The sequence below is a fragment of the Vibrio sp. M60_M70 genome, from assembly GCF_037162085.1.
Lineage (GTDB): Bacteria > Pseudomonadota > Gammaproteobacteria > Enterobacterales > Vibrionaceae > Vibrio > Vibrio diabolicus.
Genome location: NZ_JARLUL010000001.1, coordinates 3,092,365 through 3,110,891, shown reverse-complemented (window position 1 = coordinate 3,110,891; position 18,527 = coordinate 3,092,365). Strand labels below are relative to the sequence as shown.

The window sequence follows — 18,527 nt, the reverse complement described above, 5'->3', positions numbered from 1 at the left end:
AACTGAGCCAATCTACCTTGACTAGATGAAGCGTGTATTACGTGCAAAGCGTCACAACTTAATGCTTCAACTGCTTTCAATTTGCTCAGTTTATTATCCACGAAGCTTGGCAAAAACACGCTGGAATGCGTACCTTATCTTTTGCCTCAGCCCCGTTATCGAAGCTGCCGGGTATTACTTTTTACCACGAACTAAAGGCAGGTTCGCTTCGTTCCATGCAATCAAGCCGTTCTTCAGTAGGCTTACTTTTTCAAAGCCTGCTTTTACTAATAGGTTCGCGCTTTCTTGAGCGTTTTGCCCTGTCTTGCATACCACAATGATTGGGTCTGATTTGTGGTTTTCAAGGCTACCAAAGTTACCCGCTTTGATATCTGACGGTAAAATGTGAAGTGAGTCGGTGATATGACCTTTTTTGAACTCGTCCTTTGTGCGGATATCCACTACAACGCCGTTTTCACGGTTCATAAGATGAGTCAGTTGGTTTACGTTGATTTCTTTGTATGCGGCCGTCGCTGACTTCACGATGTTCATGATAAAGGCGACAAGAAGACCTACCCAAACCAAAGATAGAATCATGTTCTGTTGGAAAAATTCAATGTACTCTTGCATGTCTTGAGCTCTTACGCTGTTGGCGGAAAAATAAAGCAGGAGTATAGCGGGGTTAAGCCTCTTAGGCGAGAGGGTTAAAATTTTCTAACGAATAATTGAGATCTCTATAAACCCTTTATGTTATTGCCATCCGTGCATTGGACTATGGTAGCTTGATTGTTTTTGCCTATTGGATTTATCGACTTAAGTGACTTTTGTTTTACCGAAAAAAGCGAACAATAGGTACTAACCAATCTTGTTCGATCATGCGTTAAATAAGCGCTGTTTCGGGTGCAAAAACAAGAATCAGAAGCGTAAGAAAACCGAACCTAGACTGGGGTGTACAAAGCGTATTAGGAATGACTATGCTTGTGGAACACGTTTGTCGGCACTGACTCGTTGTTCGCTTAACTTGTAAGATAGCAACAATAAATCGCAAACATTATTTGATCTTAACCTACAGTTTTGGTTAAAAAGTGTAGTAAAATTACGCTAGTTTTGTTTCAAGGTTAGATAGGGCAGCGAGGCCCTACGCCAAAAGTTACTTAAATTTGATGAGGTCATCACTATGTCAGCTAAGAAGCCACTGGCTCTAGTTATCCTTGACGGTTACGGTTACCGTGAAGACACAGCAAGTAACGCAATTGCGAATGCGAAAACACCAGTAATGGATGCTCTGATTGCGAATAACCCACACACTCTAATCTCTGCTTCTGGCATGGATGTTGGCCTTCCTGATGGTCAAATGGGTAACTCAGAAGTTGGTCACACTAACATTGGCGCAGGTCGCGTTGTATACCAAGATCTAACCCGTATCACCAAATCGATCGCTGACGGTGAGTTCGCTGAAACACCAGCGCTTGTTGAAGCAGTTGATGCTGCTGTTAAAGCAGAGAAAGCGGTACACATCATGGGTCTGATGTCTCCAGGTGGAGTTCACTCTCATGAAGACCATATCTACGCAGCGGTTGAAATGGCAGCGGCTCGTGGCGCTGAGAAAATCTACCTACACTGTTTCCTAGACGGTCGTGACACGCCACCACGTAGTGCTGAAAACTCGCTACAACGTTTCCAAGATCTATTCGCGAAACTAGGTAAAGGTCGTGTTGCTTCTCTAGTAGGTCGCTACTACGCTATGGACCGTGACAACAACTGGGATCGCGTTCAAGTGGCTTACGATCTTCTGACTCAAGCGAAAGCTGAGTTTACAGCAGAAACCGCCGTTGCTGGTCTAGAAGCCGCTTACGCTCGTGAAGAGAACGATGAGTTCGTGAAAGCGACAGCAATTAAAGCGGAAGGCGAAGAAGACGCAATCATGCAAGACGGTGATGCGGTTATCTTCATGAACTACCGTGCTGACCGTGCTCGTCAAATCACTCGCGCATTCGTGCCTGACTTTGATGGTTTTGAGCGTGCGGTATTCCCGGCAGTTAACTTCGTTATGTTGACTCAATACGCGGCAGATATCCCTCTAGCAATCGCATTCCCACCAGCGTCTCTAGAAAACACGTACGGTGAGTGGCTGTCTAAGCAAGGTCAAACTCAGCTACGTATCTCTGAAACAGAGAAATACGCACACGTGACTTTCTTCTTCAACGGCGGTGTTGAAAACGAATTTGAAGGCGAAGAGCGCCAGCTTGTTGCTTCTCCAAAAGTAGCCACTTACGACCTTCAGCCAGAAATGAGCTCCCCTGAGCTTACAGAGAAACTGGTTGCGGCGATCAAGTCTGGTAAGTTCGACACTATCATCTGTAACTACCCGAACGCAGATATGGTTGGTCACACTGGCGTTTACGAAGCAGCTGAGAAAGCAATCGAAGCGCTAGATGAAAGTGTTGGCAAAGTAGTTGAAGCAATCAAAGAAGTTGGCGGTCAGCTACTGATCACTGCGGACCACGGTAACGCAGAAATGATGGTTGACCCAGAGACGGGTGGTACTCACACAGCGCACACTAACCTACCGGTTCCTCTTATTTACGTAGGTGACAAAGCGGTTGAGTTCAAAGAAGGCGGCAAACTGTCTGACCTTGCACCAACCATGCTTTCTCTAGCGGGTCTAGAAATCCCAGCAGAAATGACGGGTGAAGTGCTAGTTAAATAATTAACTGACAACTCAGAATGACAAAAGCCCGAGTTTAAACTCGGGCTTTTTTTGTATCTGGCAACAAGGGCTGGTCTGTAAGGTTATTGAACCAAAATGCCAGCACCAATCACAGCTAGGGCTGCGCCCAACCATGCAAATCGGTTTGGTCGGCGTTTAGTGTAAATCCAGAGCAGCGGTAGCAACATAATTGGCGTGGTTGAAGATAGCAGTGCAACCATACCTACATTTCCTTCTTGCAGTGCGTATAAGATCAGCGTCATGCCGACGGCCATCGCCAAGAAACCGTTAAGCGCAGTAATACCAAATACTCGCCAAGTAATGTGTTGTGTCGAGCGAGCGACTTTGACCCCTAGAACTAACAACATGCTGTGGGCGAAAAATGCACTGATCATTCGAATAGCAGAAGCCGCAACAGGGTCAATGCTGGTTTGCATTACTGGCTTGGCGATGATGCCGCCCAATGCTTGGCACATTGCAGCGGTTAAGCCAAGTCCAATGCCTACCCAGATGTTACCTTTAATTTCTTCCAAGACGTTATTCACTTGGCCTCTTCGACCAAAGAATATCGCCATCACCACGCCGCTAAATACCAATGATGCGCCCAGTAGTTCTATTGTGGTCATGACTTCACTAAATAAGAAGTAGCCCAAAATGGCCGAGAATACCGCATGGCAGGAAAACAGTAGTCCGGCTTGTCTTGGTCCCATACGATTCAAGCACGCAAACAGAGCGGTATCACCGATGAAAATTCCAATCAGACCCGACGCCATCATTGGCGTTACATGTTCCCAAGAAACCGTTAACCAGCCGCCAGTTATCCAGGCCATTGTTGATAAGATCACGGCCGTACAGCCCATGCGCCAGCGGCTGTAAGAAAAAGCGCCTAGGTGTTGTGCAGGTATGACCGAAATTAGGCTAGAAACTGCCCACAGAAAAGCGGCGCATAAAGCGAGCCATTCGTAACCCATGATGTGTCGACGTCCTTGTAGATTTGAGGAGTCTTAATATGCACGAAATTTATGGGATGTAAAAGCCGCTCTGTGAGGGCAGTAGATGGAGAGCAGCTCCATGACAACAAGCTCTGTCACGGAGCTTATCGATTAAAACAGCACCAGAACTGCGCCATACACGATAAATAGACCAATCAAACCAAGAATCAGCCCCACTTTCGCCATGTCTTTGCTCTCGATTAGGCCTGTTGAATAAGCCAAAGAGTTTGGTGGCGTGGAAACCGGTAAGATCATGCCAAGTGATGCGGAGAATGCGACGACAACCAGTAAACCTTGTAGGCCACCAACCGCAATAAGGCTTGGCATGGATGTACCAATAGCGGCAGCAATAGGCATTAATAAGTTTGCCGTTGCGGTATTAGACATAAAGTTCGCCATTAACCAACATACTACCGATAGGGCAAAGACAACGGCAAATGGTGATAGTAAGCTGTAATCAATGGCGTGTGCCAATGCTTCGGCTAAACCCGTTTTGTCTAAGGCAATACCAATTGCGATACCACCGGCAACCAGCCATAGCACGTCCCAGTTAATCAGCTTGAGTTCTTCTTTGCCCATAATGCCCGTTAAGGTGAACACCGCAAGCGGGATAATCGCAACAACATACGTGTTCATGCCGTGCACTTTTGTCGTCATCCAAAGCACAATGGTTAGTGCAAAAGTGATGTAGACGACGATCGCGCGCCAGCTCTTTTTGAACGTACCATCCAGCTTTAGTTTCATTTCTGGTTCGCTGGACGGAAACAGCTTCTGCAACAAAAACCAAGCAACAGTGAGTTGTATCAGCACAAATGGTAGGCCCATTGTCATCCAGGATAAGAAGTCTATGGCGTTTTCTCCGGTGAGGTATTGGAGCGCTATTGCGTTAGGTGGCGTACCTATCGGAGTTGCAATGCCGCCAGTATTCGCGGCAATTGGAATGCACAGCACCAGCGCTTTAATCCCTAGATCCCCTTTAGGTGCAGAAGCGACTATTGGACCGAGCAGCGCCAACATCATGACCGTCGTGGCAGTGTTGGACATGAACATTGAAAAAACGGCGGTAATGAGCATCAAACCCAGCATGATGAACTTAGGTTGTGTGCCGAATGGTTTTAGTAGCACTCGGGCGAGATTGTTGTCGAGTTCGTATTTGGAAGCCGCGATGGCGAGGGCAAACCCACCCATAAAAAGAATAATGATCGGTGAAGAGAAGGCAGAGAAAATATCTGTGTAAGCAATTAACTCTCCCAAATCATGCCCCGCTGGTGGATTGCGAAATAGATGCAAACCTTTATCCGATATCATGATCAGTTCAAGAGCGATAATAAGAATGGACGTAGCAAAAACGGGTACCGGCTCAAGAACCCAAAGTAGGGCAGCAAGAAGAAAAATAGCCAACAGGCGATGCTGAATTAAAGTGAGATCATCAATAGGAATAGCATCAATCGGCATCATCAAAACACCGAGCGGAATTAAAAAGCACACCAGCAATTTCGCCAGCGTGTTTACACTCATCTTTGGCATTGGCTGCCCCTCTAAATATTCATCCTAAGTGCAGGATAATTGATTGTGGAATGAAGGTCTTAGAGGCAGGTATGAGTTTGAGAAATAGAGGCTAAATTTTGAACGGAATTTTGCTTTTTATCAATAAAAAGAGCCCTTGAGAAAGGGCTCTTTTAACGGGATTTTGCTTATTTTTTCAAGGCGTAAGGTGTGCCCATTACGGTTGGCTTACCGTTTTCCATGCTTGCGTCAAACTCAATCGCGTCTTTGGCAAACAGGTTAATAACAGTAGAACCCAGTTTGAAGCGGCCCATCTCTTCGCCTTTTTTCAAGATCACGGCCTTGTCACCCTCAGCTGGGTAATCCCATTTGTAGACAGTATTGCCACGAGGCGGAGTGATCGTGCCTGCCCACACTTGCTCAATGCTGCCAACAATTGTCGCACCAACAAGCACTTGTGCCATTGGACCAAACTCAGTGTCAAAGATACACACCACACGCTCGTTACGTGCGAATAGATTTGGAACGTTTTCTGCTGTCAGAGGGTTTACTGAGAACAGGTCACCAGGTACGTAAATCATTTGGCGCAGAGTGCCGTCACATGGCATGTGTACACGGTGGTAATCGCGCGGAGATAGGTACAATGTTGCAAAAGAACCATCTTTAAATTCGTCCGCTAAATTCGCGTCACCGCCCAGCAATTCTTGTGCTGAGAAGTGATGACCTTTTGCTTGGATAAGTTGACCATCTTCAATAGGGCCAAACTGGCTAACACAAGCGTCGGCTGGGTGAGTGATGACGTTTTCGCCTTCAGAAATTGGGCGTGCGCCCTCTTTTAGCTCACGAACGAAAAACTCGTTGAACGTTTTAAAATGCTTAGGATCTGAGTGCTTCGCCTCATCCATGTTCACATTGTATTGTTTGATAAACCAACGAATAACTGCTGTTGTTAGACCGCCAGCTTTTGCTGAAGCCAGTTTACCCATTAGGCGAGTGAGGCCGTGTTGTGGGATCCAGTACTGCAGTCCAACTTTAAACTTGTCCATCTTTATTTCCGATACTTCTGTTAGATTCGCGCTTTAGGGCGCGTGATGTTACTGAAATTTAATTTGCTTGTCAGTATTAGGTGAAGACTTTTTACACAGTTACAGTCTTAACTTAATTACAGATCGGCTTTCTTATTGCGTGAATACTGACGGTTTGCTTTGTTTTCAACCATGCTTTCCAAAATGCGATGGTAGTTTTCAAAGCGAGTTTCGTTGATTTCCCCTTTCTCAACAGCTTCACGTAGAAGGCAGCCAGGGTCGTCATTGTGCTTACAATCTCGGAACTTACAACCGCCTAAGTATGGTCGGAATTCAACGAATGCTTTCGTTACTTCTTCTGCTTCCAAATGCCAAAGCCCAAATTCACGCACTCCAGGAGAGTCGATCAAGTCGCCACCCGTCGGAATATGATACAAGCGCGCTGCTGTCGTGGTGTGTTGGCCTAAACCTGAGTTCTCGGAAACTTCGCCTTCTTCCACTTCGCTCTCTAGTTCCGGCATTAACGCGTTGACTAAGCTGGATTTTCCTACGCCTGATTGACCAACAAAGATATTAATGCGGTCACGCAGCAGGGTTTCTAGTTCAGCAATGCCTTCTCCCGACTTCTTGCTGACCAGAAGCACTTTATAGCCAATGCGTTCATATTCTTTGAGCCATTCTTCATACATTGCACGATCATCGGCTTCTAGAAGATCGACTTTGTTTAAGACCAGCAATGGTGCGATATTCAGTGTTTCTGATGCTACGAGGTAACGGTCAATAATATTCAGTGATAGCTCGGGCAGTACCGAGGAGACAATGACCATTTGATCAATATTGGCAGCTACGGGCTTTAGGCCATCGTAGTAATCTGGACGAGTGAGCACTGAAGAACGAGGTTCTACCGCTTCAACAACGCCAGAAATGCCAGCCATAGACTCCAAGCCTTCGCGCCATAAAACTCGATCGCCAGATACTAAAGATTCGATACCACGGCGAAGGTTACAGCGTTGAATCTCGCCTGTTTCAAGGTCTTCAATATCCGCGTGCTGGCCAAAACGAGTGATCACTAGACCTTGTTTGCTTGCGCCTAGCATGTTTTCATCCCACTGGATGGACTCTTCTTGCTTTTTTAAACGCTTTTGTTGGTTGCTGCGTACGCGTCGCACTTGACCTTTGGTTAACTTTTTCTTCTTTGCCACAATTCTGTACTTTATGTGAATTTACTCAAATGGTTGAGCCGTGATCTTGGCTCTGAGTGAGTATCGTGTTTCCCGTATTTTGAGGTATAGTACCTCTTTTATCGATAAACAAATAGGCGGCGTAACCATGTCCTTTAGCGATCAAAACCTAATTTGGGTTGATTTAGAGATGACAGGGCTTGATCCTGAAACGCACAAAATCATTGAAATTGCTTCTATTGTCACGGATAGCGAGCTAAATATTTTAGCTGAAGGTCCAGTATTAGCGATTCATCAGCCGGAAGAAGAGCTAGCGAAAATGGACGATTGGTGCACCAATACGCATACGGCAAGCGGCTTGGTAGAACGCGTTCGCAACAGTAAAATCTCAGAACAAGATGCGGTCGCACAAACCATTGAATTCTTAGAAAAATGGGTGCCGAAAGGGGCGTCGCCAATATGTGGTAACAGCATTGGGCAGGATCGTCGCTTCTTGTACAAACACATGCCGGAATTAGAAGAGTTCTTTCATTACCGATATGTTGACGTCAGCACTCTTAAAGAATTGGCGCGTCGTTGGCAACCTGAAGTATTAAATGGGTTCACAAAACAGGGAACACATTTGGCCTTGGACGACATTCGCGAGTCGATTGCAGAACTTAAGTACTATCGTGGTACTATTTTCAAGATTTAACTGTTAAGGTTGCGATCCAAATTGTTGTAATTTATATCGCTTTTGATTGCTTTTTCATCGTTCAGTAAAAAAATAAAGTTTTTTTGAAGGAAGGACTTGCATCACAAAAAAATGCTCTTATAATTCGCAGCCCTAAACAGCGGAAACGTTGTTGATGCGACACTAGCTCAGTTGGTAGAGCGCAACCTTGCCAAGGTTGAGGTCACGAGTTCGAACCTCGTGTGTCGCTCCAGTTTTATAGTTCTCACGGTACTTAACGGTGACACAATACGGACGCGGGGTGGAGCAGCTTGGTAGCTCGTCGGGCTCATAACCCGAAGGTCGTCGGTTCAAATCCGGCCCCCGCAACCAAATTCTATTAATAGCGACTGCTGTTGATATGCGACACTAGCTCAGTTGGTAGAGCGCAACCTTGCCAAGGTTGAGGTCACGAGTTCGAACCTCGTGTGTCGCTCCAGTTTTATAGTTCTCACGGTACTTAACGGTGACACAATACGGACGCGGGGTGGAGCAGCTTGGTAGCTCGTCGGGCTCATAACCCGAAGGTCGTCGGTTCAAATCCGGCCCCCGCAACCAAATTCTATCAATAGCGACTGCTGTTGATATGCGACACTAGCTCAGTTGGTAGAGCGCAACCTTGCCAAGGTTGAGGTCACGAGTTCGAACCTCGTGTGTCGCTCCAGTTTCATAGTTCTCACGGTACTTAACGGTGACACAATACGGACGCGGGGTGGAGCAGCTTGGTAGCTCGTCGGGCTCATAACCCGAAGGTCGTCGGTTCAAATCCGGCCCCCGCAACCAAATTCTATCAATAGCGACTGCTGTTGATATGCGACACTAGCTCAGTTGGTAGAGCGCAACCTTGCCAAGGTTGAGGTCACGAGTTCGAACCTCGTGTGTCGCTCCAGTTTCATAGTTCTCACGGTATTTAACAGTGACACAATACGGACGCGGGGTGGAGCAGCTTGGTAGCTCGTCGGGCTCATAACCCGAAGGTCGTCGGTTCAAATCCGGCCCCCGCAACCAAATTCCATTAATAGCGACTGCTGTTAATATGCGACACTAGCTCAGTTGGTAGAGCGCAACCTTGCCAAGGTTGAGGTCACGAGTTCGAACCTCGTGTGTCGCTCCAATATATAGCCCTCATCGTGCTTAACGGTGACGAAATGCGACACTAGCTCAGTTGGTAGAGCGCAACCTTGCCAAGGTTGAGGTCACGAGTTCGAACCTCGTGTGTCGCTCCAATATATAGCCTTCATCGTGCTTAACGGTGACAAAAGCGACACTAGCTCAGTTGGTAGAGCGCAACCTTGCCAAGGTTGAGGTCACGAGTTCGAACCTCGTGTGTCGCTCCAGTTTCTTTTTTATAAATGAAAGCAAAGCCTTCATCATCAACAAAGATGAAGCACTCGGACGCGGGGTGGAGCAGCTTGGTAGCTCGTCGGGCTCATAACCCGAAGGTCGTCGGTTCAAATCCGGCCCCCGCAACCAAATACAAGACGATAGATTGAATGCTTATTTATTAGCACAATCCTAAGTCGTCGACGGATGCGCCGCTTGATTCAATTCCTGCTTCTCGCAACCAATCACATCGCTCTTTTCATAATGCTGCGAAGCATGAATCCCCAAAAACTAAATTTTATCCGCATCATATGATGTCGGACGATTTCGTTTGTGTTTAAAACACGATATGAATCGGCTGGCGTACAAGCATGATGAGGTTCTGCATGTTTTATCTACTTTAATTAACAGAGTTATCCACATACGTCGTTCTGTGGATAAGTTAGTTGATAAAGTGTTTTTAGCTTGACTTTTTGCGATGGAGAAGAAAGATCTTTTCGCTGAAGGAAAGTCGAAATAATAACGAAATATTGATTAAGTCTTTGTTAAATAAGAGAAAAATAAGTTTTTTGTCGGATCGGATACGTTAAAATACGATCATTAACTGGTATTTTTTTGATCCTAGTCATTTCTCCAAGCTGTGTTTAACTTTTTTCTGCTAGCTTGTTTTTCTTGAATCTCAAATTTTTTTCCACATTACAAAATTGAGAACAAGGTCATGAATTGAACTGTAAAAGTGCTTTCAATCTCTTGCATATAGACTACGCACTATGCGTCTCTTGGTAGCCCCTTCTCGACTATTCTTATTAAGCGCTGCTTTTTCGTCTCTGTAGATGCTTTATTCTCAATGGGGAGTTGATTCAGTTGCTCGGCCAAAGCCCATTTGATGTGTTCATCAAGTAATTTATTTTCACCTTGTCGACTTTCTAACGCATCAATGACTCGTTGACTGTATTCTGCATTACCAAGTGCGACAGCAATATTACGCAGCCACTGTATATGACCAATGCGACGAATAGCGGAGCCTTCCATATTTTTTAGAAAAGTCGCTTCATCCCAGTTAAACATGTCTACGAGATCCGGGTTTTTGAAACTATCGCGACGATGGAAATCACTCTGCTCCGTTATGTCGGCGTAGCGATTCCATGGGCAAACCAATTGGCAGTCATCACAGCCATAAATGCGGTTACCCATTGGCTTGCGAAACTCTTCAGGGATCACGCCATCGAACTCGATGGTGAGGTAAGAGATGCAGCGTCTAGCATCAACAACTTTGTCTTCAACGATGGCTTGTGTTGGGCATGAGGTAATGCATGCTTTGCATTTACCGCACTGATCAACGCTTGGCTCGTCAACGGGAAGTGGCAAGTCGATAAGCAACTCGCCTAAAAAGAACCACGAGCCACAGTCTTGATCTAAAATCAGGGAATGTTTCCCTGTCCAGCCTAAGCCTGCTTTTTGGGCAAGTGGTCGCTCCAATATTGGTGCGGAGTCGACGAAAGGTCGGTAACCATACTGACCAACTTCTTGTTCAATAAGTTTGCCAAGTTTATTCAGTTGTTTTCTGACGAGCTTGTGATAATCACGCCCTAATGCATAGCGACTAATATAGGCATGATTTTTATTCGCTAGGTTTGAAGCGAATTGTGCTTCTGGTGGTAGGTAGTCCATCCGAACGCTGATCACACGAACGGTTCCCGGGAGTAGCTCATTGGGTCTAGCTCGCATCATACCGTGACGAGCCATCCAGTCCATTGAGCCATGATAGCCTGCATCGAGCCATTTTTGCAGTGCGGCTTCATGCTCACTCAGATCAACGTCGCAGATCCCAACTTTTTGGAAGCCGAGCTCTTTTCCCCAAATTTTGATTTGTTGTGCGAGTTGTTCGTAGTTCATGCTAACCACCGGAATAAAAGGGGGCGGATCTTAACGGATCTCTGGCTTTGGTGCTACCCAGTTAGGGACGTTTTTGATGCTGTGAATACTGCTTATTGAAGTCATTTGCATATATTCTAAATCTAGGTCGATACTAAGGTGATTAAGATACCGTTCCTTGGATACTTTTTTCGCACATATGACATTTGAAAGCTTGTCTCTCAAAACCAACACGGTTTACTATTCCTGTTCTTTTGATTTTTATATAGTCAACGATCATTAGTTAGAGAAGCATCAATGAGCACGAAACAATTCAATTTAAAAGATGAGCACGAAACGGTTGCACTAGGTACCGCTCTGGCTCACCTTTGTTCGCAACAAACCACAATTTATCTGCATGGTGATTTGGGTGCAGGTAAAACAACCTTTAGTCGTGGTTTTGTCCGTGCTCTTGGCCATCAAGGTAACGTGAAAAGCCCAACTTATACTCTAGTCGAACCGTATCAGTTGGATCAGTGGCAAGTGTACCATTTCGATCTTTATCGTCTTGCGGATCCTGAAGAGCTTGAGTTCATGGGGATTCGAGATTACTTCACAGATGATGCAATTTGCTTGGTTGAATGGCCTGAAAAAGGGCATGGTTTGTTGCCACAACCGGATCTTGATGTGAACATTCGCTACCAAGGTGAGCAGCGTGTAGCCGAACTAACAGCTAATAATGATTATGGTGTGCAGTTACTCAGTCGATTGGAGCTATGTTGAGTTTTTCAAATTTTAGAGTAGTGGCGACGTTTGTCGCCACTTTTCTCCTTCTCATCCCCAATTTAGCATTTGCTAACGTCGTAAAGAGTTTTCGAGTTTGGCCTTCTCCTGATGAAACGCGTGTTGTCATCGATTTAGGCTCGGAAGCTGACTATTCCTATTTCTCTTTATCCGGACCGGATCGTCTTGTCGTGGATTTAAAAAGCACGACCATGCAGGCCAAACTGCCTGTTACTGTTACGGATAGCCCGGTTTTAAAGCTAGTTCGAAAAAGCTCTCCGCCAGAGAAGGGCACCTACCGTTTGGTGTTTGAACTGAAAAAGAGCGTTCAAGCGGAATTGTTTAAATTAAGCCCAACGCCTGGCGGGCAATATGGTCACCGTTTGGTGATTGACCTGCCGCACGGTAAGAAAGCATCGACTTCAGCTTCTAAACCGAGCAAGCCAGCGGCGACCAGCAAAGACATGAGTTCAGTTCAACGAGCTCAAGAAGTCTTGATCGTTATCGACCCTGGTCACGGTGGTGAAGATCCTGGCTCTATTGGCCCTTCACGCCGTAAGTACGAGAAAGACGCGGTATTGAGTATCTCAAGAAAAATTGCTGCTCAGCTCGATGCTACGCCTGGGATTAAAACGCGTATGACACGTACCGGAGATTACTTTGTGAATCTAAACCGTCGTGTAGCCATTGCCCGTGAAAATGATGCGCACTTACTGATTTCCATTCACGCTGATGCGTTTACCTCACCGAAGCCTCGCGGAGGTTCGGTTTTCGTGCTGAATACCCGTCGTGCAAATACTGAAATTGCTCGCTGGGTTGAGAACCATGAGAAACAATCTGAAATATTAGGTGGTTCGGGTAATGCGTTCTTCACTAAGACCAAAGATCGTAACGTGAACCAAACTTTGTTGGACTTGCAGTTTAGTCATTCACAAAAAGAAGGGTATAAGCTGGCAACAGAAATCCTTGGTGAGATGGGACGTGTTGCGCACCTGCATAACACCAAACCGATTAATACTAGCCTTGCTGTTTTACGCTCTCCGCAGATTCCGTCTGTATTAGTGGAAACGGGCTTTATTTCTAACCCAACAGAAGAGCGGTTGCTGTTTCAACGAGCGCACCAAGATAAGTTAGCTCAGGCGATCACTAAGGCGGTCGTTAAGTACTTAAAAGATAATCCACCAGAGGGTACGGTATTCTCGCCTTCAGCGAAGCCAATAGTGCATACCGTAAAACGTGGCGAGTCGTTATCGGTGATTGCGAATAAATATGGGCTTAGCTCTAAAGCGCTGATGTCGGCAAACAACTTGAAGTCGACTGGATTAGCAATTGGTCAGAAGCTCAAAATCCCTTCTGCTGGCACGATTAAAGTACCAAGTAAACCGATTACTGTTGAGACAGAAACCATCATTCATAAGGTTAAGTCAGGTGAGTTCTTAGGTAAGATTGCGAGTCACTATAAAGTGAAGGTTTCAGATATCCGCCGTGAGAACAACTTGAAGTCAGATACCTTGTGGGTAGGACAAAAGTTGAAGATAACCGTTGCTGTCAAAGATAAGCCGATCCGTAAGCACAAAGTTTCTCGAGGTGAATACCTTGGTAAAATAGCGTCCAAATACGGAGTCAGCGTTTCGAGCATTCGTAAAGCGAACAACTTACGCTCCGATCAGCTGGCGGTTGGGCAAGTCCTTATCATTCCAAACAAATAGGTGAGCTTTTAACTCATTATGACGATTAAAATTTTGCCAGCTAGACTTGCAAACCAAATTGCAGCAGGGGAAGTGGTCGAAAGACCCGCCTCTGTAATTAAAGAACTGGTTGAAAATAGTCTTGATTCTGGCGCAACTCGAATCGATATCGATATCGAGAAAGGAGGCGCAAAGCTGATTCGTGTTCGTGATAACGGCAAAGGTATCGCGAAAGATGAACTCGGCTTAGCGCTCAGTCGTCATGCTACATCTAAGATACATACTTTGGATGATCTCGAAGCCATCATGAGTCTAGGTTTTCGTGGTGAAGCGTTAGCCAGTATTAGCTCAGTCTCGCGTTTGACGCTCACATCGCGTCCTGCGGCACAAGAAGAAGCCTGGAGTGCCTACTCCGAAGGGCGTGATATGCAGGTGAAGCTTAAGCCAGCAGCGCACCCGATTGGTACGACTGTTGAGGTGTTGGACTTATTTTTTAATACTCCAGCGCGTCGCAAATTTCTGCGTACGGAGAAAACCGAATTTGCTCATATTGATGAGTTATTGAAACGCATTGCGTTAAGCCGCTTTGATGTCACCATCAATGTGCGCCATAACGGCAAGATCATTCGTCAATATCGTGCGGCGAAAAATCAGCTTCAAACCGAAAAACGTATTGCAGCTGTCTGCGGTAATGCGTTTGTGCGGCATATGCTCAGAATCGAGCTTGAGCATCAAGGGTTAAAGCTACATGGTTGGATTACCACACCAGAAGGAGCAAGGCAGCAAAGCGATTTACAGTATTGCTATGTGAATGGCCGAATGATGCGTGACAAATTAATCAATCACGCGATTCGTCAAAGCTATGAAATGAGCTTAAAGCCAGATCAGTTCGCTGCCTATGTGCTCTTTATTGAGTTAGACCCGCACCAGGTAGATGTGAATGTCCACCCCGCTAAGCATGAAGTGCGCTTTCACCAAGCTCGCTTAGTGCATGATTTCATCTATCAAGCTTTGGCGGATGCACTTGCGCAAAGCGCCGTGATTGATAAACCACAGGTTAATGAATCCGCATTTCATCGTGTGGAACCGACTGAGTCCGAAGAGGTTGAGCATTCGCCTGAGCTTGAAAAAGTGCAAAGGCCGACACCTTCACCAGTTCCAGAGCGTGTTTATCAAGCGATAGAGAGCACACCGGCTTATCCTGGACGCAGTGATTATGAAGTTAAACCTCGCGATCGCAGTCCTAGGGATACTTCCGTGCGAGAAGCTCGCGTTGCGGACTCGTTCAAGCGTACTGATTGGGTGGAATCCAAACCAGCATCAAAGCCGAATCACAACAAAGAGCGCCATGTTGAGCCAGCGCCAAGCAAGCAAGAAGTGCGCGCTTATCACGAGTTGTTGAAAACGCCAGAGTTTGAGTCTCAACCCGTAACGCCGATAGACCCCCAAAAGGCAACTGCGCATGCATCACTTCCATCGATTAATGCACTAGGCAAAGCGCTAGTGATGGTCGATGAGCAATTTGTTCTGATGAGCAGTGACAGTGGGGCGGCGTTAGTCTCGTTACCTAGAGCGGAATTTTATCGTGTAAAAGGACAGCTCACTCCAAGCGATGGCGCGCTTAAAGCACAGCCTCTACTCGTTCCTCTATCTATTAAGTTAGAGGCCGAGTTAGTGAAGCTGGCTCAAGATTATCAACAAGATTTGGCGTTACTTGGCATTCAATTGAAAGCGAGAAATGAGCAAGCCTTAATGGTGATGGGCGTTCCCGCGCCGCTACGTCAACAAAACTTACAAAATCTAGTACCAGATCTGTTATCTTACGCGCAATCTTGTGTGAAGGAAGGTATAGCAACGGCTCAGATGCTGTCTGAGTTGATAGATTGGCTCGCATTGCAGGTCACGACAGTGAAGAGTCATTATACTTTTTCTGAAGCAATTCAAATTATTGCGGAACTTGAACAGCTAAGAGATGGTCAATTGCCATTAGAAGATACAAAATTTGTATCCGCTGTTGATTTCTCTGCCACGATAGCCAAATTAAAACCATGACAGATAAACTACCTTTGGCGCTATTTTTAATGGGGCCAACAGCATCAGGCAAAACTGAGTTGGCGATTCGTCTTCGTCAAAAGTTCCCGGTTGAGATCATCAGTGTTGATTCTGCTTTGATCTATAAAGGGATGGATATCGGTACGGCGAAACCGGATGGAAAAGAGTTAAGTTTAGCGCCTCATCGCTTGATTGATATTTTGGATCCGAGCGAATCTTACTCTGTAGCCGACTTTCGTCGTGATGCATTGAAAGCGATGGATGATATTGTTGCAGAAGGAAAAATTCCACTCTTAGTGGGTGGGACAATGCTGTATTATAAGGCGCTACTTGAAGGTTTATCCCCACTTCCTGCTGCAAATCCTGAAATTCGTCAGCAAATTGAACAAGAAGCATTGACTAAAGGTTGGTCAGTGTTGCACGATGAACTCAAAGAGGTTGATTCTGTGTCAGCAGCGAGAATCCATCCCAATGATCCCCAACGTTTATCTCGGGCATTGGAAGTTTTTCGTATTTCAGGTAAAACTTTGACTGAATTGACTCAAACGAAAGGTGAAAGCCTGCCATACCGAGTCAAGCAGTTTGCAATAGCTCCCAAGGATAGGGCAGAACTTCACCGTCGAATTGAACTTCGTTTCGAAAAGATGATGGAAGCGGGCTTTGAAGAAGAAATGAAAGCGCTACATTCGCGAAAAGATCTTCACCCCGATCTTCCTTCCATACGATGCGTCGGTTACCGACAGATGTGGGAGTATTTAGATGGGGAGTGTACACGTGACGAAGCAGTATTTCGTGGCGTATGCGCGACTCGTCAATTGGCCAAGCGTCAAATCACCTGGTTACGCAGCTGGGATGACTTAACTTGGTTGGATAGCGAGAACATTGAACAGGCATTAGAAACGATGTCGGAAGCAATAGCATCTGATTGACATAGCTGTGTATAATGTGATCGTTTTTGCGTGAACGCACTCTCAAAGGATCTGTTGTTGGCGGTTTTTATACTATGCTGCTAATTACTTAGAGTGCATTTTTGATTCGTTTAGCTCAGATGCAAAAGCAGTATCTTTTGCATTGCACCACTAGCTAAATAATTACAACTACAAATTAAATAAGGAAAATAAAATGGCTAAGGGGCAATCTCTACAAGACCCATTTCTAAACGCGCTACGTCGTGAGCGTATCCCGGTATCTATCTACCTTGTGAATGGTATTAAACTACAAGGTCAGATCGAATCGTTCGATCAATTTGTGATCCTGCTGAAGAATACTGTTAACCAAATGGTGTACAAGCACGCGATCTCAACAGTTGTGCCGGCTCGTCCAGTGAGCCATCACAGCGGTGAACGTCCACAAGGTGAGCGTCCACAAGAGAAATCAGAAGATTAATTCTTCATCGAGTATTTTTAAAATAAGGAGTTGATTGCTTGTTTGACCGTTATGAATCCGGTGAGCGAGCCGTACTTGTTCATATCAACTTCACGCAAGAAGGTGAATGGGAAGATCTGGCTGAGTTCGAAATGCTGGTTTCTTCTGCTGGGGTAGAGGCGCTACAAGTGGTAACTGGTAGTCGTCAATCCCCACACCCGAAATACTATGTCGGAGAGGGTAAGGCCCAAGAGATTGCTACTGCGGTACAGTCGACAGGTGCCGAAATTGTGATTTTTAATCACGCCCTCTCTCCTGCCCAAGAACGTAACCTCGAAGCACTGTGCCAATGTCGAGTTCTCGACCGCACTGGTCTTATTCTCGATATCTTTGCTCAACGAGCTCGAACACACGAAGGTAAGCTACAGGTAGAGCTGGCTCAACTTCGTCATATCTCTACTCGTTTGATTCGTGGTTGGACGCACCTTGAAAGGCAGAAAGGGGGTATCGGTTTACGTGGCCCGGGTGAAACCCAGCTGGAAACCGACCGTCGCTTATTGCGTGACAGAATCAAAGCCATCCTGCGACGCTTAGACAAAGTAGCGAAGCAGCGTGAACAAGGGCGCCGCGCCCGAAATCGAGCTGAAATCCCAACGGTTTCACTCGTGGGTTACACCAACGCGGGTAAGTCGACACTCTTCAACCGTATTACAGAAGCTGGCGTGTATGCCGCTGATCAACTATTTGCTACTTTGGACCCGACTTTACGTAAGATAGAGTTAGCAGATGTTGGGCCTGCCATTTTGGCTGACACGGTTGGTTTTATTCGACATTTGCCTCACGACTTGGTTGCGGCCTTCAAGGCAACCTTGCAGGAAACGCAAGAAGCTGACATTTTGTTACATGTTGTTGATGCTAGTGATGAGCGTTTTCGTGAGAATATTCAAGCTGTTCATGAAGTACTAGAAGAGATCGATGCACATGAAGTGCCGACTCTGGTTGTCATGAACAAAATCGACAATCTAGATTCGCAGAAACCACGTATAGAACGAGACGAGGAAGGCGTACCTCGCGCAGTTTGGGTTTCAGCAATGGATGGGTTGGGCATTGATGTCCTGTTTGAGGCTCTGACGGAACGTCTGGCGTCACAAATGGTCGAGCATCAGTTGCGAATTCCTCCACAGTATCAAGGACGATTCCGTAGTACCTTCTTCCAAATGAAGTGTATTCAACGTGAGGAATATGACCAGGATGGTAACTTGTTGATCGATATTCGAATGCAGCAAGTAGATTGGTCTAGACTTGAAAAAAGAGAAGGGGCAGTTTTGACTGGCTTTATAGTCACTTAAAGGACTGC

At 45.9% G+C, this 18,527-nt stretch carries 14 protein-coding genes and 12 tRNA genes; 20 read left to right on the top strand and 6 right to left on the bottom strand.

The window, feature by feature from the left end:
- Positions 1 to 174: 174 nt before the first annotated feature.
- Positions 175 to 609: a rhodanese-like domain-containing protein gene (locus P4S59_RS14535; protein WP_005395399.1), complete on the bottom strand. Its 435-nt coding sequence runs from the start codon at positions 607 to 609 to the stop codon at positions 175 to 177.
- 547 nt (positions 610 to 1,156) lie between these two features.
- Between P4S59_RS14535 and gpmM the strand changes: the two genes are divergently transcribed.
- Complete coding sequence (gpmM, locus tag P4S59_RS14530) at positions 1,157 to 2,689, top strand: 2,3-bisphosphoglycerate-independent phosphoglycerate mutase (RefSeq protein WP_005395398.1); 1,533 nt, start codon at positions 1,157 to 1,159, stop codon at positions 2,687 to 2,689.
- An 83-nt stretch (positions 2,690 to 2,772) separates the two neighbouring features.
- Here gpmM and P4S59_RS14525 read toward each other — a convergent pair whose 3' ends face one another.
- From P4S59_RS14525 to rsgA, 4 genes are all read right to left on the bottom strand, one after another.
- Positions 2,773 to 3,660 carry a DMT family transporter gene (locus P4S59_RS14525; RefSeq protein WP_005395397.1) on the bottom strand — a complete coding sequence of 296 codons (888 nt, stop codon included), beginning with the start codon at positions 3,658 to 3,660 and terminating at the stop codon, positions 2,773 to 2,775.
- Positions 3,661 to 3,792: 132 nt separating this feature from the next.
- Positions 3,793 to 5,208, bottom strand: coding sequence for an SLC13 family permease (locus P4S59_RS14520; RefSeq protein ID WP_012841332.1), 1,416 nt, complete (start codon positions 5,206 to 5,208; stop codon positions 3,793 to 3,795).
- A 167-nt stretch (positions 5,209 to 5,375) separates the two neighbouring features.
- Positions 5,376 to 6,233: an archaetidylserine decarboxylase gene (gene asd / locus P4S59_RS14515; RefSeq protein WP_005381465.1), complete on the bottom strand. Its 858-nt coding sequence runs from the start codon at positions 6,231 to 6,233 to the stop codon at positions 5,376 to 5,378.
- Positions 6,234 to 6,349: 116 nt separating this feature from the next.
- Positions 6,350 to 7,414: a small ribosomal subunit biogenesis GTPase RsgA gene (rsgA, locus tag P4S59_RS14510; RefSeq protein ID WP_005395388.1), complete on the bottom strand. Its 1,065-nt coding sequence runs from the start codon at positions 7,412 to 7,414 to the stop codon at positions 6,350 to 6,352.
- Between the two features lie 127 nt (positions 7,415 to 7,541).
- Here rsgA and orn point away from each other — a divergent pair, with 127 nt between their 5' ends.
- From orn to P4S59_RS14445, 13 genes are all read left to right on the top strand, one after another.
- Positions 7,542 to 8,087: an oligoribonuclease gene (orn, locus tag P4S59_RS14505; RefSeq protein ID WP_005395387.1), complete on the top strand. Its 546-nt coding sequence runs from the start codon at positions 7,542 to 7,544 to the stop codon at positions 8,085 to 8,087.
- Positions 8,088 to 8,243: 156 nt separating this feature from the next.
- Positions 8,244 to 8,319, top strand: a tRNA-Gly gene (locus P4S59_RS14500).
- A gap of 42 nt (positions 8,320 to 8,361) precedes the next feature.
- Positions 8,362 to 8,438 (top strand) — tRNA-Met (locus P4S59_RS14495).
- 30 nt (positions 8,439 to 8,468) lie between these two features.
- Positions 8,469 to 8,544: transfer RNA gene (locus P4S59_RS14490), tRNA-Gly, on the top strand.
- 42 nt (positions 8,545 to 8,586) lie between these two features.
- Positions 8,587 to 8,663 (top strand) — tRNA-Met (locus P4S59_RS14485).
- A 30-nt stretch (positions 8,664 to 8,693) separates the two neighbouring features.
- A tRNA-Gly gene (locus tag P4S59_RS14480) sits at positions 8,694 to 8,769 on the top strand.
- Positions 8,770 to 8,811: 42 nt separating this feature from the next.
- A tRNA-Met gene (locus tag P4S59_RS14475) sits at positions 8,812 to 8,888 on the top strand.
- Between the two features lie 30 nt (positions 8,889 to 8,918).
- Positions 8,919 to 8,994: transfer RNA gene (locus P4S59_RS14470), tRNA-Gly, on the top strand.
- Between the two features lie 42 nt (positions 8,995 to 9,036).
- Positions 9,037 to 9,113: transfer RNA gene (locus tag P4S59_RS14465), tRNA-Met, on the top strand.
- 30 nt (positions 9,114 to 9,143) lie between these two features.
- A tRNA-Gly gene (locus P4S59_RS14460) sits at positions 9,144 to 9,219 on the top strand.
- 36 nt (positions 9,220 to 9,255) lie between these two features.
- Positions 9,256 to 9,331: transfer RNA gene (locus P4S59_RS14455), tRNA-Gly, on the top strand.
- 35 nt (positions 9,332 to 9,366) lie between these two features.
- A tRNA-Gly gene (locus P4S59_RS14450) sits at positions 9,367 to 9,442 on the top strand.
- Between the two features lie 59 nt (positions 9,443 to 9,501).
- A tRNA-Met gene (locus P4S59_RS14445) sits at positions 9,502 to 9,578 on the top strand.
- Between the two features lie 618 nt (positions 9,579 to 10,196).
- Here the strand turns inward: P4S59_RS14445 and queG are convergent.
- Positions 10,197 to 11,324: a tRNA epoxyqueuosine(34) reductase QueG gene (gene queG / locus P4S59_RS14440; protein ID WP_005395385.1), complete on the bottom strand. Its 1,128-nt coding sequence runs from the start codon at positions 11,322 to 11,324 to the stop codon at positions 10,197 to 10,199.
- A gap of 276 nt (positions 11,325 to 11,600) precedes the next feature.
- On the opposite strand from queG, the gene tsaE reads away from it, so the two are divergent.
- The 6 genes from tsaE to hflX all read left to right on the top strand — a co-directional run bounded on the left by tsaE (position 11,601) and on the right by hflX (position 18,519).
- On the top strand, positions 11,601 to 12,065 hold the full coding sequence (tsaE, locus tag P4S59_RS14435; RefSeq protein WP_005395381.1) for a tRNA (adenosine(37)-N6)-threonylcarbamoyltransferase complex ATPase subunit type 1 TsaE: 465 nt from the start codon (positions 11,601 to 11,603) through the stop codon (positions 12,063 to 12,065).
- Positions 12,059 to 13,774, top strand: a complete 1,716-nt coding sequence (locus P4S59_RS14430) for a LysM peptidoglycan-binding domain-containing protein (protein ID WP_005395379.1) — start codon at positions 12,059 to 12,061, stop codon at positions 13,772 to 13,774. The genes tsaE and P4S59_RS14430 overlap by 7 nt, the downstream gene beginning before the upstream one ends.
- Positions 13,775 to 13,792: 18 nt before the next feature.
- Complete coding sequence (gene mutL, locus P4S59_RS14425; RefSeq protein ID WP_337168570.1) at positions 13,793 to 15,805, top strand: DNA mismatch repair endonuclease MutL; 2,013 nt, start codon at positions 13,793 to 13,795, stop codon at positions 15,803 to 15,805.
- On the top strand, positions 15,802 to 16,734 hold the full coding sequence (gene miaA / locus P4S59_RS14420; protein ID WP_337168569.1) for a tRNA (adenosine(37)-N6)-dimethylallyltransferase MiaA: 933 nt from the start codon (positions 15,802 to 15,804) through the stop codon (positions 16,732 to 16,734). Before mutL ends, miaA begins: the two co-directional genes overlap by 4 nt.
- A gap of 193 nt (positions 16,735 to 16,927) precedes the next feature.
- Positions 16,928 to 17,191 carry an RNA chaperone Hfq gene (hfq, locus tag P4S59_RS14415; protein ID WP_005381379.1) on the top strand — a complete coding sequence of 88 codons (264 nt, stop codon included), beginning with the start codon at positions 16,928 to 16,930 and terminating at the stop codon, positions 17,189 to 17,191.
- A 38-nt stretch (positions 17,192 to 17,229) separates the two neighbouring features.
- Positions 17,230 to 18,519: a ribosome rescue GTPase HflX gene (gene hflX / locus P4S59_RS14410; RefSeq protein ID WP_005381380.1), complete on the top strand. Its 1,290-nt coding sequence runs from the start codon at positions 17,230 to 17,232 to the stop codon at positions 18,517 to 18,519.
- The last annotated feature ends 8 nt before the right edge of the window (positions 18,520 to 18,527 follow it).